The following is a 19,372-nucleotide window of genomic DNA, read 5'->3' on the forward strand; positions in this document are numbered from 1 at the left end:
ACGTAGAATGCGGGAATGGACGGGAGCAGCGTCGACCACCGATTGTTGTTCGCCGCCTTGCCGACGCCCGTTCTGGTGATGGATCCGGACCTGGTGATCGTGGACGCGAACGAGGCGTACCTGGCGGCCACCATGACGAGCCGCGAGTCGATCGTGGGCCGGCCGGTGTTCGACGTGTTCCCGGACAAGGGGGAGGACGAGCCGAGGGCCCGGCTGAGGGAGTCGCTGCGGCGCGTCGTGCGGGAGCGGGTGGTGGACACGGCGCCGATCCAGAAATATGCCGTCGCCCGGCCGGAGTCCGCCGGCGGCGGGATGGAGACGCGGTACTGGGCGCCGGTCAACGCGCCCGTGCTCGGTCCGGGTGGTGAGCTGCTCTGGGTCATCAATCGGGTGGAGGACGTCACCGCCTACATGCAGGCCCGCGAGCTTGCCGGGGAACTGCAGGCCCGTACCGAGCGGATGGCTTCCGAGGTCTTCGCCCGGCAGGAACTGCAGGAACAGAACCAGTCGATGCACGCTCTGCTCGACAGTCTGGACACCGCGGTGGTCGGCTGCGACGCCGCGGGCCTGCCGGTGCTGCACAACGAGGCCGCGCGCAGCCTGTTCGGCGACCTCGCCGACGGAACGCCGGTCCAGGAATGGGCGCAACACCGCTACACCTTCCACCCGGACGGGCGCAGCGTGCCCGGCAACGACGTGCCGCTGATGCGCGCGCTGCGCGGCGAGCGGGTCCGCGACGCCGAGGTCGTGTTCCGCCGGCCGGGTCAACCGCGGCAGTTCTTCCGTGTCAACGGCCGGCCGGTCGTCGGCCAGACGGGGTTGGCCGCGGTAGTGGCGTTGCATGAAGTGACCGGACACCGGCGCGCCACCAAATACAAGGAATGCGAGCTGGAGATCGCCCAGCGGACCTCGAAACCCGACCCGGTCGACGTCGTGCTGGCCGACATCGTGCAGGTGATCGGCGGCATGCTCGAGTGGTCGGCGGTGGAGTTCTGGACCGTCGACGACGTCACCCAGGTGCTGCGCCGCGCCACCTGCTGGGCCGAACCCGGTCACGACCGGCTCGGCCGGACGCCCTACCCGCTGCGCTGCGGGCAGGACCTGCCCGGTCACGCCTGGCAGACCGCCAACCCGGTCTGGGCGCAAGATCTGCCGATTGATGACCTGGGTGCGTCGCGCTCCGCCCTGGCCATCCCGATCACCAGCGGCTCCGCCGTCCTCGGCGTGCTGGTCTGCTACAGCGACACCAGCGAGGTCCCCGACGACACCCGCACCGCGATCATGACCGGTATCGGAGCGCACATCGGCGAGTTCCTCGCCCGCCGCCGCGCCGAACGCCTCACCACCGAGCTCGACCGGACCCGCGACGAATTCATCGCCCTGGTCGGCCACGAACTGCGCACACCGCTGACCAGCGTCCAGGCCTACACCGACACGTTGCTCGAGGAGGCGCACCTGCCGGACGAGCACCGCGTCATGCTGCAGGTCATGCAGCGGAACACCGCCGCCCTGCACGCCATCGTGATGAAGCTGCTCGACGTCGCCGGGTTGCGTGCCGGGCACATCGACCTGCATCCGCAATTCATCGACCTGACCGTGGTCGTGCGGGCCGCCGTCGACAACGCCCGGACGAGCGCCGCGACCCGGGTCACGATCGAGACGAACCTCCCGCCGGTGGCTCCTCTGCACGGTGATCCCGCCCGGCTGCGCCAGGTCGTCGACGAGCTGCTCTCCAATGCGCTGACCTGGGCCCGCGACGACAGCACCATCGTGCTCAACCTGCACACCGACCCACTCACGGTCACTCTCGCGGTGTCGAACGCCGGGGAGCGGATCCCGGCCGACGAGCGCGACCGGCTGTTCGACCTGTTCTTCCGCAGCGATGCCGTCCGCCACAGCGGCATACCGGGCAGCGGCCTGGGCCTGACCATCGTCCGGGCCATCGTCGAACAGCACGGCGGCACCATCCGGGTTGGCGAGACCGACGAGGCCGCCACCACCTTCACCGTACGGCTACCCACACAGATGGATCCGCCACCCACCCCGCCTATGCGGGCTAGGCTTCCAGAGCGCCCGGGATGACTGAATTGCCCGATTCGAGCTTTCGGGCCCTCTTCGAATCCGCGCCCGGCCTCTTCCTGGTTCTCGATCCGGATCTGCGCATCGTCGCCGTCACCGACGCGTACCTCAGCGCCACGCTGACCGTCCGCGAGCAGATGGTGGGCCGCTACCTCTTCGACGTCTTTCCGGACAACCCCGGCGACCCCGACGCCACCGGCACCTCGAACCTGCGCGCCTCCCTGCACCGAGTTCGTCGCGACGCGGGAACAGGGCGAGCAGGAGACCGATGAGCTACGCGCCCGCACCCGGCCGATGCAGGCCGAGATCCTCCGCCGCTCGCAGGAGCTGCAGGCGGCCAACCGGGCGCTCCGGGCCGCCGACGACGCCAAGAACGACTTCCTGTCACGGGTGAGCCACGAGCTCCGAACCCCGCTCAACGCGATCCTGGGCTTCAGCGAGCTGCTCACCCTCAGCGAGATCGACGAGGGCCACCGGGAACGGGCCGGCCTCATCCACACCGCCGGCCGGCACCTGCTCGCCCTGCTCGACGACGTCCTGGACATCACCCGGATCGAGGGCGGCAATCTGGCCCTGAACCTGGTGCCGGTGCCGGTCGGCGCCCTGGTCACCGAGGTCCTCGACCTGGTGCGCCCGATCGCGGACGCCGAGGTGGTGGGCCTGACGCCGGCCCCGGAGCTGCCGGCCGACTGGTGTGTGCTCGCCGATCGGCAACGCCTGCGCCAGGTGCTGATGAACCTGCTCTCCAACGCGATCAAGTTCAACCACCCCACCGGCACGGTCACCGTGACCGCACGAATGGAACCGGGCGAACGCCTCCGGATCGACCTGCCGTCCGGCGCCTGCGCCACAACCGGCCCGGAGCACTCCCCCGGCCCGGCATCGCACTGCCGTCCGGCCACGCCCACCCGGCCCGGGTGCTCTACGTCGAGGACGTGGCGGACAACATCCGGCTGGTCGAGAGCATCCTGGTGCACCGGCCGACGGTGACGCTGATCCCGGTCACGCTCGCGGCGACAGCCCTCGACCTCGCCAACGAGCATCGACCCGACCTGATCCTGCTGGACCTGCACCTGCCGCCCGGGTCTGAGTTACCAGCCGAGGTTGTCCGAGGCGAGCACACCGGAGTGCAGGTTGGCCCCCAGCTGGATGGAGCGCCAGCGGGTGCCGGTGACCGTCATGCCGCTGCCGGTCGCCACGTCCACCGCGTACCGGGCTGAGCCGTAGACGACCGTATCCCGGACGACCACGCGGTTCGAGGTGGTGACCGAGACGCCGTCGTAGACCTTGTCGGCGGCGTTCGTCCAGCCGTAACCCGGGTCCTGCACGATGTTGCCGGCGATCTGGGCGATGTCGGCGCCCTCCAGCCGGATGCCGTGCTGGTGCGACCGGTAGACGTGGTTGCCGGTGATCCGGGTGACCTCGGCGCCGACCACCCGGATGCCGAAGTTGCCGGGGGCGTCGCTCTGCAGATCGATCCGGTTGTCCGCGATGATCGTGCCGTTGACCTCGGCGGTCCCGCCCTTCTCCACCAGGATCCCGGTGATGCTGGGCTGGATCACCACGTTGCCGGAGACGACCGTGCCGGTCACCGACTTGTTGAGCGGCGCCTGGGCGATGATGCGGACGCCGCGCTGCGGGCGCTGGAACACGTTGCCGGTGACCGTGTTGCCCACGCTGACCTCGTCGCCGATGAAGACGCCGTCCTTGCCGCCCTCGGTGGTGTTGCCGACGATGGTCGTGCCGACGCAGCCGTAGCAGTCGATGCTGTTGTCGACGAAGCCGGAGATCGTGTTGTTCTCGATCCGGCCGCTCCGGCCGCGGCCGTTGGAGATGCCCTGGGAGCTGGTCGTGGCGTCCGCGCCGGCGATGATCAGGTTGCCGCTGCACTCGTAGTAGCTGATCTCGGGCTCGCCCCGGAAGTAGACGCCCCAGTCGCAGTCGAGCAGGTGGCTGTCGATCAGCGCGGTGTAGTCGCCGGCGATCCGCAGCGTGGCCACGAAGGACCTGTCCACGGCGCCTTGGGTGTCGAGCGGCGGGCGGTGCCCGCAGTGCTGGAACAGGCAGCCCACGATGCGGGTGCGGACGGCGCCCGGGTTGACCAGGATCGCGCTCTCGGCGAGCTCGGTGAACCGGCAGTTGTCGATCAGCGACCCGGCCGCGTCGTCCTCGATGATGATCGCCTTGCCGCCCAGCTGAGGCCCGAGTGCCGGATCGATGCCATCGAACGCCAGGCCGGAGACCTGATGCCCGGCCGCCCTCAGGCGCAGCGGACCGTGTTTGGCGCCGCTGAACCGGATGATCGCGCCGGTGCCGACCAGGAACTGCGGCGTCGCCTGCCCGGCGACCAGGTCGCCGGTCACCCGGTAGATCTTCTCCGGGCCGCCGAAGTCGAGCACCCGGGCCTGCGCGAGGGCCCGGTTGAGCGCCGCGGTGTCGTCGGCCACCCCGTCGCCGACCGCCTGGAAGTCGGCCGGTGTGGCGGCCGTCCCGGCCGGTGCGGCCAGGGCCGGCCGGGCGGGTGCGCCGACCGCTGCCGTGACGCCGACGACCGGTGCCCCGGCCAGCAGCACTCGCCGGCTGATTCCTCGCGTGGTCACAGATTCGTCCCCTCGTAACCGATCCGTGTCGGGCCGGATCATATCGATGGACGGGACTCCCCCGCTGTCCCGGATCGGGGGGCCACACGGACCGTCCACGCCGTCGTAGGCTGCACGCGCACGAAACGCTACGGGGGCGGAGATCCACAGTGGACATGATCGGTGACGGGGTCACGGACGACACCGAGGCGTTGCGGGAGGCGCTGGCGACGCACCGGGTGGTCGACCTCGGCGGCCCGGCGAAGACCTACCTGATCACCGGAGTGCTGACCCTGGACCAGGCCGCCGCCCGGCTGGTCACCGGCCGGGGCGCGACGATCCGGGCCGGAGCCGCCGGGCTGACCGTGCTCGACCTGGTCACCAGCGGCCACACGATCGAGGGGCTGGTCGTGCAGGGCGGCACCGGCATCGTCGTACGCGGAGCCGGTGTTCGCATTCGATCCTGTGCCTTTGATGGTCTGGAAAGCACGGGAGTGCGGGTGGAGGCGGGCGGCGAACGCGTCGTCGTGTCCCGCTGCGCGTTCCGGAGCTGCGGGGAGTTCGCGGTGGCCGTCCAGGGTGCGAGATTCGCGACGGTGGCCGGCAACGAGATCCGGGACGGCGGCGCGCTCCGATTCGGCCCGGGGTCGACCGCCCTCAGCTGCCGGGACAACACGATCATCAATGCGTCCGGCATCGTAGTCAGCGGCGGCCGGCGCGGATCGATCACCGGCAACACCATCACCGGCGGCTCCGGCGACGCGATCGTCAGCGAGGCGAGCGAGGCACTGGTGATCGCCGGCAACACGGTCAGCGGCGGCAGCGGAGTGACCGTCACCGGCGCCTCGGCCGGCCTCACCATCCGGGGCAACACCTTCCGGGACGTCCGGCACGGGGTGCGGCTCGCCGACACCGGCGGATCGGTCCGCGGGGTCCTGATCACCGGCAACACGATCGTCCAGCCGACCGTCGCGGGCATCGCGGGCGCCGTGTCCACCGGCCAGATCGCCGGCCTGCTGATCGCGGGCAACAGCATCGACGTCCTGGCCAAGGGCACGAACGGCGTGGCGCTCACCGGCGTCGACAGCTCCCAGATCCGGGACAACCGGGTGTACCGCCCGGCGGGCGACGCGATCCGCCTCGACGCCGGGACGATGATCCAGGTGGCCGGCAACACCGTGCGGGACGCCGGCTACCCGGGCGCGATCGCCGACGGCGTGTCGGTGAACAGCTCCGACCGGGTGTTCCTGCGCGACAACCTCGCCTACGGCGGCCGGCACGCCGTCGCACTGGCCGCGGCCACCAACGCCACCGTGGCCGGCACCCGCTGGCGGTCGGCCGACCCGTCCGGCATCCAGGACCAGGCCGAGCAGGCGGTGCTGCTGGACAACGCGGTGCTGACCGGCTGCCGGATCATGGCGCTGGGCGACTCGATCACCGACGGCATGGACCGGACCAGGCCCGGCGCCTACCGCAAGGTTCTCCGGCAGTTGCTGGTCGGCGCGAACTACTCGGTCGACTTCGTCGGCACCCGCTACAACCGGGCGGGCGATCTCCCCGATCCCGATCACCAGGGCTACGAAGGCAAGAAGATCACCGACTTGGACGTACGGGTGGAAGCCGCGCTCCGGGCCACCGTGCCGCACGTGGTCCTGCTGCACATCGGCACCAACGACGTCTCCGACCTGACGCTCCCGGTCGCCACCCTGGAGCAGCAGCTGGGCGTTCTGCTCGACCGCATCCACGGCATCGACGCGGCCATCGACCTGTTCGTCGCGAAGATCATCGATCGCCCGGTGAACGCGACGATCATCGCGAAGATCAAGGACTACAACGCGGCCGTGCAACGAGTGGCCGACGCGCGCGCAGCGAAGGGCCGGCGAATCCACGTGGTCGACATGTACCCGGTGGTCACCGTCGCCGCCGGCGACTACGACGACGGCACGCACCCCAACGACCAGGGCTACGCCAAGATGGCCCAGAAATGGTTCGACGCCCTGGTCGCGGTCCCGGGCGCCCTCTCTGCCCGCTGACCTGGTTAAGGTCGTCGCGTGACAACGGAGCTGACCCGGTGGCCCGAGGCCGAGATCGGCCCGGAGCTGCACCGCTCACTGCAAAGCCTGCTGGGCGCCTGCTTCCCCGGTTATCCGGAGCGCAGCTACTTCAAGATCCCACCCCATTTCCGGTACGTCGTGACAGCCGCCGAAACCGTGCAGGCGCAACTCGGCGTCGAGCTACGCGTGATCCGCGTCGGCGACCAGATCCTGCGCACGTTCGGCGTGGTCGACCTCTGCGTCCGCGACGACCAGCGCGGCCAGGGCGTGGCCGGCCGGCTGCTGACCGAGCTGACCGGCTACGCCACCACCTGCGGCATGGACTTCGTCATCCTGTTCGCCGACGACGACACCCTCTACCGCCGGCACGGCTTCACCCGCGTCGACAACCCACTGACCTGGGTCAAGATCAACGACCACCACACGATCGGCCTGGCCGAGTCAGTGACCCCGCACGAGCTGATGGTCCGCCCGGTGGGCGACAAGACGTGGCCGCCCGGCGAGACCGACCTGCTCGGCCACGTGTTCTGACGGTGGACGCCCCGTTCGCAGCGTCCACGAACGCGCTCATCGGCACCGCCCCGTGGCGCTTCATTCGGACTTACTCCACCGGCTGACCACCTGGAGATCGATTGATTCCCCCATTCGAGTCCGCCCCTTGTCGGCGCATCCAGGCTCGGGCACGATTGCGCTCTTCGAGAGGGCAGCCATCGGGCCGGTGAGATCATCAAAACGCGAATCGCATTCGTCCACGGAATTGGTCCACCCCGTCAGGTGGATGACGAGATCAGGAATTGGACAGCGGCGCTGGCCTCTGGCGCTCGTGCGGCCGGCCACGCGCTCTTCGCATCGCGGATAGAAAGCGGCGAGGTGGCGACGGACTTCGTCCACTACGCCGATCTCTTCGTCGAGGACCAGGCGCAGGGACAGGGACTCGATCTGACCGAAGACGAGGCTGAATTCCTGGTTCGTCTGATCACCGGCTTCGTCGACGAGCAACTGGAGGAATGCACAGAACCCGCGGAACAGGAGCTCCTGCAGCATGCGCGCGCCACCCTCACGCCGACCGGTCAGGAGCAGGGCATCTTGGCACCGGTGCGCTGGGCGATCAATGCAACCACGTCGTTGCTGGCGCTGCCCGGGCTGCAGCGAGCCGGGCAGTGGGCCGGAAGCAAGCTGCTTGTCCGCGACTTTGCCCAGGTCGCGAGATACCTCGGCCGCAGCGACGAGCTGGACACGAGGATCCGCCGCAGACTGCACGACGCCCTCGACCGGGAACCCGACGTGGTGATCGCCCATTCGTTAGGTTCGGTAGTGGCGTGGGAGGCGTTGCACGAACACCCGGGCCGTCTCCCGCTGCTGGTCACGCTCGGCTCACCGCTCGCGATGCGCACCGTCGTGTGGCCTCATCTCGTGCCACGTCCTCCCGCCACGCCGCCCGGGGTGCAGCAGTGGCTGAACTGCTGGGATCGCGACGACATCATCGTCGCCCGCCCGAGGCTCGAGAACGAGATCAGGGCGAACGCCGATAACGTACGGCTGCGTAGCGTGCGGATCGATTCCGACGGATTCTGGACGCATACCGCGACCAAGTACCTGTGCCAGGCACAATTGGCCGGCCCCGTGGCTGAGGTCGCCGCCCGGGAAACGCCCGGATGAGTGCACGGCGACATCTGCTCGTTGTTGCGACCCAGTGCGCCCAGATGGGCGAGCTCAAGAAGCTCGGGCCGGCTGCCAAGGAACTGTGCCAAGTCCTGCTCGATCCGGAGCGTGGTGGCTGCGTGCCCGGACTTCCCGACGACGTCGCGCTGCTGAATGGCTACTGCACTGTGGCGGAGGTCGAGTCGGCCGTCCGGCTCGCCGTCGACACTGCCGCGAAGAACGCGGCCACGCTCGTCCTCGCGCTGCTCGGTCACGGGTTCGTGCCCGGCGACGACCCGACCCTCCATTTCATGGCGGCAGAATCGAAGGAAGGGGTGGCCACCAGCGCGTTCAACGTTCCGGCGCTGCTGGCCGCCGCAGCCGACCGGGCCGGCGTCGATGGGGTGATCGCGATCGTCGACACCTGCAGCGCGGCCGGCGCTGTCGTCCCCGCGTCCGCGCTGACCAGCGGTAGCCGCCAGGGCCGCATTCGTCTGGACCTGCTGATGGCCTCCGGGGTGGGCCGTTCCGCCATCGACCTGCGCATGACCCGGGAACTGACCTCGCTGCTGCGGCGGGGTGCGGACGACGCAGCCGTCCTCGATGTCGGCATGCTGGCTGACCGGCTGCAGAAGAAGCCCGGCCTGCTCGACGTCACGTTCAGCCGCTACCAAGGCTCAGCCGGCGGCCTTTGGCTCAGCCGCAACGCACGGGTGAACAATGCGGCACGCAAGCTCGGGTCGCGTGGGTACGACCGATATCGATTGCTCATGCGGGAGGCGTTTCCCGACCTCGTCCCACTGCCGGCGCCGGCGGAGGGAATCCGGATGCTGGAGAGGGACGCCGACGAACTTCGCATGATCCTGCGCACTGTCGACCTGCTACGCCGTCGCCCGCTGCGCGACTGCCTCACCGAACAATCGCTGCGTCGCGCTGCCCGCACGAACCTCCCTCCGGACCTGTTCGCGCCGGGACTGGCCGCAGAAGCAGAGGTGGTCTCCTACCTTGTGCTGAATCCCCGCGTCGGTCAGGACGGCCGGTCCGAGATCCTGCGCTTCGTGCTCACGCTGGCGTACGACGCCGACCATGATCTCGACAGCGACGCCTTGCAGCTGTGGATTGCCGATGTCGACCTGATCACGCTGGCCAACGAGGTGCGTAAGGACCTGCTAGACCGGCGCGCGAGTTGGCGGCTTCGGTTGATCATCAGCCTGCACGGCAATCTGGTCGGTGATTGGCCAGAATCGATTTCCACATGGCTGATGCTCGGTGAGGACGAACTCAGCCAGGCGCTGATCTCGTGCGCGCCGACTCTGGATGGTGTGACCAAGGCCGTCTTCGAGGCTGTGGATGAGGCGCACGACGTCACCGATCGGCACGGTCTGCAACTGATCCGGATCGAGGTGGCTGCGCCCGCCGGCCTACTGCTGCGCTGGCGCCCGGAGGAAATCGGTTCCGACATTCGCCTGGGTCTCGACCACGACGTCGTCCTGCATTGGAGTGATCGGCTCAAGCAATCCGCTCATCTACGACGACTCACCCGTTCCCTGCGCGACTGGCTGCGCACCGAAAAGGCATCGGACACGCCATTCAGCTGGCTGAACGCCGTCGATCTGCACGATTCCACCATCCTCCACGAACAACTACGCAACCGGGCGCTGCGAACGGCGGTCGCCCTGGGATGCCACCCAGCCGATGCGGAGACAGTGCTCACACTCCTGCTCGCGTACACCCCCATCGTCATCTGGCCGGCCGACGTCGACCCGAGCCGGGATCCGCGAGCCCGGTTGACGGAGGCCTGGCACGGCCTGCCCGCCGGGTTCACGGAGGCCTACCGCAGCCGGTGGCGTGACCCTGGCCACGGCGACGACATCGCACATCTGCGAGCCGTGTGGGATGACGCGAGCTGGCTCGACTTCTGCCATCGGATGCAGTGGCGCCCCGATCGAGAGGGAGCGGCATGACTTGGGAGTCCATGTATCGAGGTGACGGTGTTCCACGGGAGGTGGAGCTGCCGCCCGCGCCGCCTTGGCGAGTCTTCTCGCAGCAGACCGACGGCCCTGTTTTCGTGCCACCGGACGGACTTGCCGATGCGGTCAACGTAGCGCTGGCATTGCGTCGCCCCCTATTGGTCACCGGAGCACCCGGATCGGGAAAGTCTTCCCTGGTGGACTCGGTCGCTGTAGAGCTCACGCTCGGCGCACCGCTGCGTTGGCACATCACCTCTCGAAGCGCGTTGTCCGAGGCTCTTTACCGGTATGACGTCCTCGGCCGCATCCACGCTCAGCAACTCGCGGGAACCGGCTCCGAGGTCGCCGACATCGCGCCCTTCATTCAACTCGGACCGCTCGGCACGGCTCTCGCGCCGGCCAACCGCCCACGAGCGTTGCTCATCGACGAGATCGATAAGAGCGACCTCGACCTGCCCAGTGACCTGCTCGACGTCCTCGAGCGCGGCGAGTTCGAGATCCCGGAACTCGCTCGCCACGCCGAGGAGGCGGTGGCGATCCAAGAATGGGGCAGCGATCGTCGGCAGACTGTCGTCAACGGGCGGATCGCATGTACGGAGTTCCCGTTCATCGTGATGACCAGCAACGGCGAACGCGACTTCCCGGCGCCGTTCCTGCGGCGGTGTATCCGATTCGTGATGCCGGAGCCGAACGCCGGCACACTCGCCGAGATCGTCGCCGCGCACCTCGGGTCGCAAGCGCCGATCGACCCGCCAGTGGCTGCGCTGATCGACTCGTTCGTCAGCCGTGTCTCGTCCGGCGAGAGCCTCGCGGTCGACCAACTGCTCAACGCGATACATCTGCTGGCCGGCGAGCGGGCGCCTCAGGGCGCGGCCCGCGAGCAGGTACGGCGGCTGGTTCTCCGCGAGCTGTCCCGTGCTTGACCTGACGCCACTGACCCGGGCCGTGCTCAAACTCGACCCTTTCGCCGACGAAATCAGCGTCGCGGAAGCCGTCTGGCTCGCTACCCACCAGCGATCACGGGCCGGCCCCGGCCGTGCGCCGCGAGCGACCGACCAGCCCGCGGTGGCACCGAACACCGCGACCGAGCGATCTCCGGAACGGGCGAAGGCCGAACCGATCCAGATGTCTGTGCCACTGTATGCGCCGGTATCCGACGCTCGCACCGGCCGCCCCGCACGAGCTGTGACGATCAAACCGCCCCCGGCACTGCCTCACTCACTCCGGCTCGCGCACAGCCTGCGGCCGTTCGTCCGGCCGTGGCCGGGCGGTCCTCGCACTCGACTCGACGTGGACGCCACCGTGCGTCAGTACGCCCGAACCGGTCAGGTCGTTCCCCACTTCCAGCCCCGGCCGGAACACTGGTTCGAGGCATTCGTCCTGGTCGACGACGCGCCGGGAATGGCCGTATGGGAAGCCGTGATCGGACAGTTCATCCGCGTACTCCGGGTCGCCGGGGCCTTCCGCGTGGTGAAACGGATGAGCTTCGATCCGGGCGGCAAGGTCATTCCCGAACTGACCGGCGGCCCCCGCCGGATGGTATTCGTGGTCAGCGACTGTTCAGCCGGCCCCTGGCAGGCTTCAGCGCCGTGGCGCGCCTTGCGGTTGTCCGCGGAAAGCCAGCCGACGGTGCTTATCAACTTACTGCCGGCGCGGATGTGGGACCACGCCGGCCTCGACCTTCCCGCGGTACGCGTATTCGCCGAGCAGACTGGACCTTCCAACCGCGCGCTGCGCTTCCGCCTGCCGCTGCTCTGCAGCCCGCCCGGCTCCGAGTCCGAGGACTGGATTCCGATTCCGGTCGCGGGACTGACGCCGCACTCACTCGGCCGACTCGCAGCGGCGTTGATGCGCAACGATCCATCGGGCTGCGAAGCGGTCCTCACCACTGCCACCGGGCGCTCTGCCGCTGACCTGGACGCGGTCGCCCAACCTGACGTGGAGGCGCTGGTAACCGCGTTTCGGCGGATGGCATCGCCTGGCGCCCTACGCCTGGCTGTGCTCGTGGCGATGTGGGAGCGGCTGCCTCTGCGCCTCCTGAGTGTGGTGGCAGCGCGGGCCGTGCCTGAGGCCACGGCGAGCGACCTGGGCGAGGTCATGGCGAGCGGACTGTTCCTCGTAGACGGCGATGCGAGCTCGCCGATGCTGACCTTCCGCCGTGACGCCCGCGAGACGATACAGCGAGACCTGCGGGTCGACGACGTGCTGCGGGTGTACCAGTTGGTCTCCGAGAACGACCCGGCAGATCGCGGTTTCCGTGCGTTGGTCGCCGAGGCTGCCGGCTCCGCGACCCTGTCGTCCGACGCGATGGCATTCGGCGTCCTCTCGCCGGAGGCGATCGACATCCTCGGCCTGCATCCGCCGGATCGCCGCGTCGCGCCGCCAGATCCGCCACCTTCGCTGATGCGACCTGCGCCGGGCCGGCGCTCATCACCCGGCTCACCAACCCCGCCGAGTCTGCACGCCGTCGAAGAGCCGCCCGCACCGCCGAGCCGGGCTGCGCCGCAAGACTGGCCTGTTCGTCGCCACCCGTCCGGCACGCCGGACGCAGTTCCGGACATTTCGTGGCCGACCATCGCCGACATCGAGCTGGAGGGTTGGGACGGGTACGATCCGTCTGCCCTGTCACGAGAGCGCTATGACCGGATCCGCAGCATCGATGAGCAGGTCATCCGGATCGTCGCTGACCACTTCGTCCGGGTCGCCCCGCAGAGATGGCGGGAGAGGGCGGTTTCGATCGGTGACGGCGTGAACCTTTACCCGGCGCTCCTGATGCTGCCGTTCGCCGGCTCGGTCGCGCTGGTGGAGCGATCGTTCGTCAACCGGGAGTGGCTGGTCAACCAGTTGGCTAGACCATCCGATTCCTGGGGTTTGTTCTGGCGGGCGATCAGCGAGGGCCGCACCGAATACGCGCGAATACGCCAGCCCTTCGATCAACTCGAATCACGGTCAGAGGTCTGGAAGGGCAACGTATTCACCATGCAGCCGATGACCTACGACATCGGCACCATGTTCTTCGTGGCCGAGCAGGCGACGACGCGAAGCGACGAGTTCGAGCGTGCCACCCGGCTGTTCATCGGGTCGCTCCGTTACCGGGCTCCGTTCGCGGCCACCTTCCACCGGAATTCTCCGGCCTACATGATGGGCGGACGAAGGCTCTTTGCCTGTTCGGTGGACGTGGACGACGTGCGCCACGCGCTACGTGATTCCTTCATCGAGGACATCACGGTGGTACGCGACCCGGACGCCGAGCCGGGCGAGAACGAAGTCATCGTTGCGATCGGCCGCGGCCGCTGACAATCATCGACGGCGGGTGGGCGGCCGCGGGTGGCTCGACTACCCCGCCATTGCGGATCGACCGGTGGGCAACCCGTCAGACCGGCTTTCCGGCGGTGCGGTGCGACGCCAGAAACTCGGCCAGGGCGGGGCCGAGCATCGGGCGGCCGGCGGGGAAGCCGGCCTCGGCCAGGATGTCGCGGATCGTCTCGACCAGCGTGGTCTGGCTGGGCGTACACCTGCCGGGCGATCACCAGTGCGGTGAGCGCGACCGTTCCGATGATCATCCCGCCGGGCGGGAAGAGTGACTGCTCACGGGCGGCGTAGGCCAGCAGGCCGGAGGCGAGCGCGAGCGCCCCGTACGGCAGCCGGCTGAGCGGGCTGCGCTCCGAGCGTTCGCGCTGCTCCGAGCCGTCGTGGCGAAGCCGGCGGTGGTCTGCAGGAGAGGGCCGATCTCCAGGTACCACAGCGCCATGCAGGCGACGGCCACGACGGTCAGGGAGTCGATCAGCCCGATCCCCACACCGACGCGGTGAGCAGCCGGGCCGGACGCACTCGCAGTTGTGCCCCCATGACCTGCTTGATCGGTGGGTGACCGGCCGGCTTGCGGCGGTCGCCCGTTGCGAGCCGGGAGCAGATGAGGTGTAGGGCTATCTTCTTCAGGAGTGGAACGCTTTGTCGCGCTGCCGGACCCGGGCGAGGCCGGTTCTCTCGATGACCTCGTGACCCGGTTGCGGTCGCTGAAGGTCTGGGCCGGCGATCCGTCGTACGAGACGATCAAGATCCGGGTGAACGCGGCCTGGAGCGCCGCCGGGCGCCCGGCGAGCGAGCTGACGATCCGGTCCACCGTGGCGAACTGCTTCCGGCCCGGGCGGCGCCGGCTGAACAACGAGCTCGTCCTCGCGGTGGTCGAGGCCCTGCACCCGGACGCCGGCTACGTGGCGCAGTGGCGGCAGGCGCTGCGTGTGGTGGCCGGCGAGTCCGAGGCCTTCGCCCAGGTGCGGGTGGAGGACAAGCTGCCGCCCGACCTGGCCGAGTTCACCGGCCGGCTCGGCGAGCTGGCCGAGTTGCGCCGCGCCGCCGCGGCCGGGCGGGCGGTGGTGATCTCGGCGATCGAGGGCATGGCCGGGGTGGGCAAGACCCAGCTCGCCGTGCACGCCGGGCACCAGCTGGCGCACGAGTTCGACCGGGTGCTGTTCGTCAACCTGCGCGGCTTCCACCCGGACCCGGCGCAGCCACCGGCCGACCCGGCGGCCGTCCTGGACGGTTTCCTGCGCCGGCTCGGCGTGCCAGGGCATCAGATTCCGCACGGCCTGGACGCCCGGTCCACGGCCTACCGGGCCCGGCTCGCCGGCGTCCGCGCCCTGGTCGTGCTGGACAACGCGGCCACCGCCGAGCAGGTCCGGCCGCTGCTGCCCGGCACGCCCGGCTCGCTCGCCCTGGTGACCAGCCGGCGCAGCCTCACCGATCTCGGCGCGGCCCGCCTCACCGTCGACGTCTTCACGCCGGCCGAGGCGGTGGCTTTCCTGACCGGCGCCGTGCCGGACGTGCCGGCCGGCCCGTCGCCGGACGCGCCGGCCCGGATCGCCGCGCGCTGCGGCTACCTTCCGCTGGCGCTGACCCTGATCGCCGGGCACATCCGCAACACACCGGGCTGGACCCTGACTGACCACGCCGACCGCCTCGACGAACGTCACCACAGCCTGCGCCTGGACACCGGCGTCGAACTCGCCCTCACCCTCTCCTACCGGCATCTTCCGGCCGGCCACCAGCGCATTCTGCGCCTGCTGGCACTACACCCCGGACAAGACTTCGAGGTGTACGCTGCGGCCGCGCTCGCCGGCGTCGAGGTGGAGACCGCACGGTCCTGGCTGAACCAGCTCCGCAGCGATCATCTGCTTCAGCCGGCCGGCACCGGGCGCTACACCTTCCACGACCTGGTCCGCGCCTACGCCACCACCCGGGCCCACGACGAGGACCGCCCGTCCGAGCGGCGCGCCGCGCTGACCCGCCTGTTCGACCACTACCTGGCCACCAGCGCGACCGCCGTGGACATCCAGTTCCCGGCCAACGCGCACTGGCGCCCGCAGATCCCGCCGCCGGGCACCGCGGCGCCCGACCTGACCGGGCCGGACGCGGCCGTGACCTGGCTGGACGACGAACGGCACACCCTGATCGCGGTCGCCGCCCACACCGCGACGGCCGGCTGGCCGGGGCACACCACCCGGCTGGCCCGCATCCTGTCCCACTACCTCGAGGGCGGTTACTACCCCGACGCGCTGGCCGTGCACGGCCACGCCTACGACGCCGCCCGGGCCGCCGGCGACCTCGACGGTCAGGCGTACGCGCTGCGGGATCTCGGCTACGTCCGGGTGCACATCGGCCCGCTGGAGACGGCCACCGCGAACTTCCGGCAGGCCCACGACCTGTTCCGGCAGACCGGCAACCGCGCCGGGCAGGCCCGCGCCCGGCACAACCTGGGGATTGTCGCCGACCGGACCGGCCGTTATCCCGAGGCCATCGACCACACCCGGGCGGCGCTGGCGCTCTACCGGGCGGCCGGCGACCGGACCGGCGAGGCCAGCGTGCTGCTCTCGCTCGGCATCCTGCTGCGGCGCGAGGGCCACTACCCGGAGGCCATCGGCCACCTCGAGGACTCCCTCGCCCTGGCCCGGGCGGACGGCAACCGGCGGGGTGAGGCGTACGCCCTGAACGGCCTGGGCGAGATCGAGGTGCAGGCCGGCCTCTACGAGTCGGCCCAGGACCACCTGCAGCAGTCGATGACACTGCTCGGGCAGCTCGCCAACCGCAACGCCGAGGCCAGCGTGCTGGACAGTCTCGGCGCGCTCGTCCACCGGATGGGCGAGCCGGAACGTGCCACCGCGTATTACCGGCGGGCGCTGGTCATCTTCCGCGAGTCCGAGGACCACGTCAGCGAGGCCTGGGTGCTCAACGGCCTCGGTGAGGCCGCACCCGCCGCCGAGGCCCTCGTGCACCACACCGCCGCCCTCGAGCTGGCCGCCGAGATCGGCGTCCGGGACGCCCAGGCGCGCGCGCAGGCCGGCCTCGGCCGCGCCCACCACGAGCTCGGCGATCTGGCCCGGGCGCAGAAGCATTACCAGGAGGCCCTGACCCTATACATCGAGCTGGGCGGCCCCGAGGCCGATGAGGTGCGCGCCGCCCTCCGGCGGATCTCGCCGGAGGCGGCCTGAGCAGGTGCGGATCAGAAGGGAGGTGCGTCCTCGCCCATCAGCGCGAACACGACGCCGCCCTTGCCGCTCTTGAGGCTCTGGACCACGACCTTACCGGTGCTGCCGTCGGGCAGCTCCAGCGTGAAGGTCTTGCCCACTGCGTTCTTGGGGCCGTTGCCGGCGCTGTTGGCGGGCCGGAAGTCACCGGCCCACGGCGCGGGCCCACCCTTGCGGGCAGGCTCGGCGAAGAGCGCGGCGGTGCCGGGGGTCCGGGTGCCGTCCGAGGAAAGGAGGACTGAGGCGCTGCGAAAGGTAGCCATATGCGGCAAGGTTATCGCGTCCGCGCTCCCACGGCGCGCTACCGCACGGTCACCTTTGCTGTTGCGCCGCCGTGCGAGGTGGCCGGCCGGTTGCCGCGGGGAGGGTGACGGTGATGCGGGTTCCGCCGCCGGGGTTGTCCGCCGCGGTGATGGTGCCGCCATGGCGCTGGGCGATGCGCTGGCAGATCGACAGGCCGAGGCCGGTTCCGGCGTAGTGCCCGCTCGGGGCGGCCCGGAAGAAACCTGCGAAGACCGCCCCGTGCTGACCTGGTGGGATGCCGATGCCACGGTCGGCGACCACGAGGCGCAGCTCGCCGGTCCCGGACGTCTCCGCGGCGATGTCGAGCCGGGCCGCCTGCCCCGGCAACACGTATTTCAGGCTGTTGCCGATCAGGTTGTCGAGCAGCTGTCGCATCATCGTCGCGTCGGCCCGGATCGTCGGCAGCGGGCCGACGAAGACGTGCGGGGCGGGAGCGCCGGGCTGCACGGCGTATTCGATCAGCCGGTCGGCGACGACCTGGTCCACCAGGGCGCGGAGGTCGATGTCGGCCCATTCCAGGTGGGCGTCACGAGCGGCCGCGTACCGCAGCAGTTCCTCGATGAGGCGATCCATTCGCTGCGTCGCACGGAGCACCTCGCGCAGGTGGGCCGTGGGCGTTTCCGGCGATGCGCCGGCGGTGAGCGCGGACACGGCGAGATGGGTGAATCCGGTTACCGCGGTCAGGGGCGCCTTGAGATCGTGTGCCACCACGCCCGCGAAAGCGGTCAGCTCAGCCTGATGCTCGCGCAGAGCGGTGATGTCGTACGACGACGCCACCGCCCCGATGGTGCGGCCGCTCGGGTCGTGCAGCGGGCGGCTGTGCACCTGCAGGATTCGCCGGTCGCCGTCCGGCAGGACGACGGTAATCTCCAGGCCGTCGACGATCTCACCGTTCAGCGAGCGCTGAAGCGGCAGCTCCGATGCCGCCAGGGCTCGGCCATCGGGAGTGCTGGCCCGCAGGCATCCGCTGTGCTCGGCGATCGTCGAGCTGCCCGCCACGACGGCCAGATGGTCGCGTGCGGTCCGGTTCAGGTGGGTGATCGTTCCCTCGCGGTCGCAGGTGAGGACGCTGACTTCGAGGGCGTCGAGGACCTGTGCCAGGCGGGTGCGCTCCGCGGCGAGGTCGTCGTGCGTGGTCCGCAGCAGCGCCTCGGCGGCGTACCGTGCGCTGAGCTCGGTGTTCAGATGCGCGGCGCTGCGCAGCAGTTCCGAGGTGGCGGCCCGGACCCGGTGGTCGGCCCGGGCTCGTCCGGTGAGGAGAACGGCGGCCAGCAGGGCGATCAGCACGCCGACGATCCCGGTGGTCATCGGCAGAGCGCTGTGCGCCCCGGGAAGCCGCGCCGCCGAGGCATCGATCTGGATCGTCCAGCGCGCCTGCGCAACCGTGAGGTCGAGGGTGCGGTGCAGATCGCGCCGGTTCGTGTCGGCATCGCGGAGGGCGGCCACCGTCACCGCGCGCCGGTCGGCGGTGCGCACCCACAACGTCACGTCGACGAGGTCCTGCGCGAACTTCTGCAGGGTGGCCGTGATGAAATCCTGGCCCCGGAGGCTGATCACCACCCAGCCCTGGAACCGCAGGTCGCGACCACCGTCGACCGGCGCCGCGAGGACGACGGAGAGCTGACGCCGAAGTGGCGGCAGCACCTGGTCGCGCAACAGCTGGTACGGGTCCGACACGGTGGTCCGGCCGGAGGCTCTGGCCTGGCGCATCGCCTCCGCGGCGACCGGTGCGCGGGTCGAGTCGGTTCCGACCCGGGGCGCGGCCGACCCGTCGATCGTCCGGTTCAGCACGGCGAAGAGGTGGTGGGTCACGTCGCGATTCGGCGCGAGGCTCAGCTCGCTCGATCCGCGTGACCGCCACAGCGCCTGGGTGGCGGCGATCTGGTCGTCGCTAGCCGGCACGACGAAAGCGATCGACGGGACGCCGCTCAGCCCCAGTCCCCGCAGCGGCGCCGTGATCCGGGTGAAAGCGTCGGCGGTCAACGGCTGGGCTGCCGCGACACCGCCCGCGACCAGCTCCAGGGCATCGACGTAGCGGTCCAGCTGCCTTTCCGCGGCCGCGCCGACCAATGCGGCCCGGTTGTCGAGCTGCCGCCGGGCGGCCCTGGCCTGGGCCGCGTGAGCGACGCCGGCGACAGTTGAGGCAGCGACGCCGACAACCGCCGCGACGACGCCCGCCAGCACCAGAGCCGACCGCATCCGCAGCGGATTCAGCACCGGCG

Annotated in this window: 13 protein-coding genes; 10 read left to right on the forward strand and 3 right to left on the reverse strand. The window is 70.1% G+C overall.

Annotated elements, in window-relative coordinates:
- Positions 1-15 precede the first annotated feature (15 nt).
- The 3 genes from AB0E90_RS06060 to AB0E90_RS06070 are packed head-to-tail and all read left to right on the forward strand — an operon-like array spanning position 16 to position 3,069.
- Positions 16-2,082: an ATP-binding protein gene (locus tag AB0E90_RS06060; RefSeq protein WP_360399985.1), complete on the forward strand. Its 2,067-nt coding sequence runs from the start codon at positions 16-18 to the stop codon at positions 2,080-2,082.
- A complete protein-coding gene (locus AB0E90_RS06065; protein ID WP_360399988.1) occupies positions 2,079-2,351 on the forward strand; it encodes a PAS domain-containing protein in 273 nt (90 codons plus the stop codon). The genes AB0E90_RS06060 and AB0E90_RS06065 overlap by 4 nt, the downstream gene beginning before the upstream one ends.
- Positions 2,352-2,373: 22 nt before the next feature.
- On the forward strand, positions 2,374-3,069 hold the full coding sequence (locus AB0E90_RS06070) for a histidine kinase dimerization/phospho-acceptor domain-containing protein (RefSeq protein WP_360399991.1): 696 nt from the start codon (positions 2,374-2,376) through the stop codon (positions 3,067-3,069).
- Between the two features lie 101 nt (positions 3,070-3,170).
- Here the strand turns inward: AB0E90_RS06070 and AB0E90_RS06075 are convergent, their stop codons facing one another.
- Positions 3,171-4,679, reverse strand: coding sequence for a right-handed parallel beta-helix repeat-containing protein (locus tag AB0E90_RS06075; RefSeq protein ID WP_360399994.1), 1,509 nt, complete (start codon positions 4,677-4,679; stop codon positions 3,171-3,173).
- Positions 4,680-4,834: 155 nt separating this feature from the next.
- On the opposite strand from AB0E90_RS06075, the gene AB0E90_RS06080 reads away from it, so the two are divergent.
- The 7 genes from AB0E90_RS06080 (at position 4,835) to AB0E90_RS06110 (ending at position 16,811) form a co-directional block, all read left to right on the forward strand.
- Entirely contained in the window at positions 4,835-6,691 is a 1,857-nt protein-coding gene (locus AB0E90_RS06080; protein WP_360401323.1) for a right-handed parallel beta-helix repeat-containing protein, read from the forward strand.
- A gap of 18 nt (positions 6,692-6,709) precedes the next feature.
- A complete protein-coding gene (locus AB0E90_RS06085; protein ID WP_360399997.1) occupies positions 6,710-7,243 on the forward strand; it encodes a GNAT family N-acetyltransferase in 534 nt (177 codons plus the stop codon).
- A 243-nt stretch (positions 7,244-7,486) separates the two neighbouring features.
- Positions 7,487-8,371 (forward strand): hypothetical protein, encoded by an 885-nt coding sequence (locus AB0E90_RS06090; RefSeq protein ID WP_360400000.1) that lies wholly within the window; start codon positions 7,487-7,489, stop codon positions 8,369-8,371.
- Positions 8,372-8,415: 44 nt separating this feature from the next.
- Entirely contained in the window at positions 8,416-10,317 is a 1,902-nt protein-coding gene (locus tag AB0E90_RS06095; RefSeq protein WP_360400003.1) for a hypothetical protein, read from the forward strand.
- Between the two features lie 11 nt (positions 10,318-10,328).
- Positions 10,329-11,246: an AAA family ATPase gene (locus tag AB0E90_RS06100; protein WP_360401326.1), complete on the forward strand. Its 918-nt coding sequence runs from the start codon at positions 10,329-10,331 to the stop codon at positions 11,244-11,246.
- Positions 11,239-13,620, forward strand: a complete 2,382-nt coding sequence (locus AB0E90_RS06105) for an SAV_2336 N-terminal domain-related protein (protein ID WP_360400006.1) — start codon at positions 11,239-11,241, stop codon at positions 13,618-13,620. The genes AB0E90_RS06100 and AB0E90_RS06105 overlap by 8 nt, the downstream gene beginning before the upstream one ends.
- Before the next feature lie 644 nt (positions 13,621-14,264).
- A complete protein-coding gene (locus AB0E90_RS06110; RefSeq protein WP_360400009.1) occupies positions 14,265-16,811 on the forward strand; it encodes a tetratricopeptide repeat protein in 2,547 nt (848 codons plus the stop codon).
- An 11-nt stretch (positions 16,812-16,822) separates the two neighbouring features.
- Here AB0E90_RS06110 and AB0E90_RS06115 read toward each other — a convergent pair whose 3' ends face one another.
- Both AB0E90_RS06115 and AB0E90_RS06120 read right to left on the reverse strand, forming a co-directional pair.
- Complete coding sequence (locus tag AB0E90_RS06115) at positions 16,823-17,110, reverse strand: hypothetical protein (protein ID WP_360400012.1); 288 nt, start codon at positions 17,108-17,110, stop codon at positions 16,823-16,825.
- 49 nt (positions 17,111-17,159) lie between these two features.
- Complete coding sequence (locus tag AB0E90_RS06120; RefSeq protein ID WP_360400015.1) at positions 17,160-19,367, reverse strand: ATP-binding protein; 2,208 nt, start codon at positions 19,365-19,367, stop codon at positions 17,160-17,162.
- Positions 19,368-19,372 lie beyond the last annotated feature (5 nt).

The organism is Actinoplanes sp. NPDC026619, assembly GCF_040638295.1.
Lineage (GTDB): Bacteria > Actinomycetota > Actinomycetes > Mycobacteriales > Micromonosporaceae > Actinoplanes.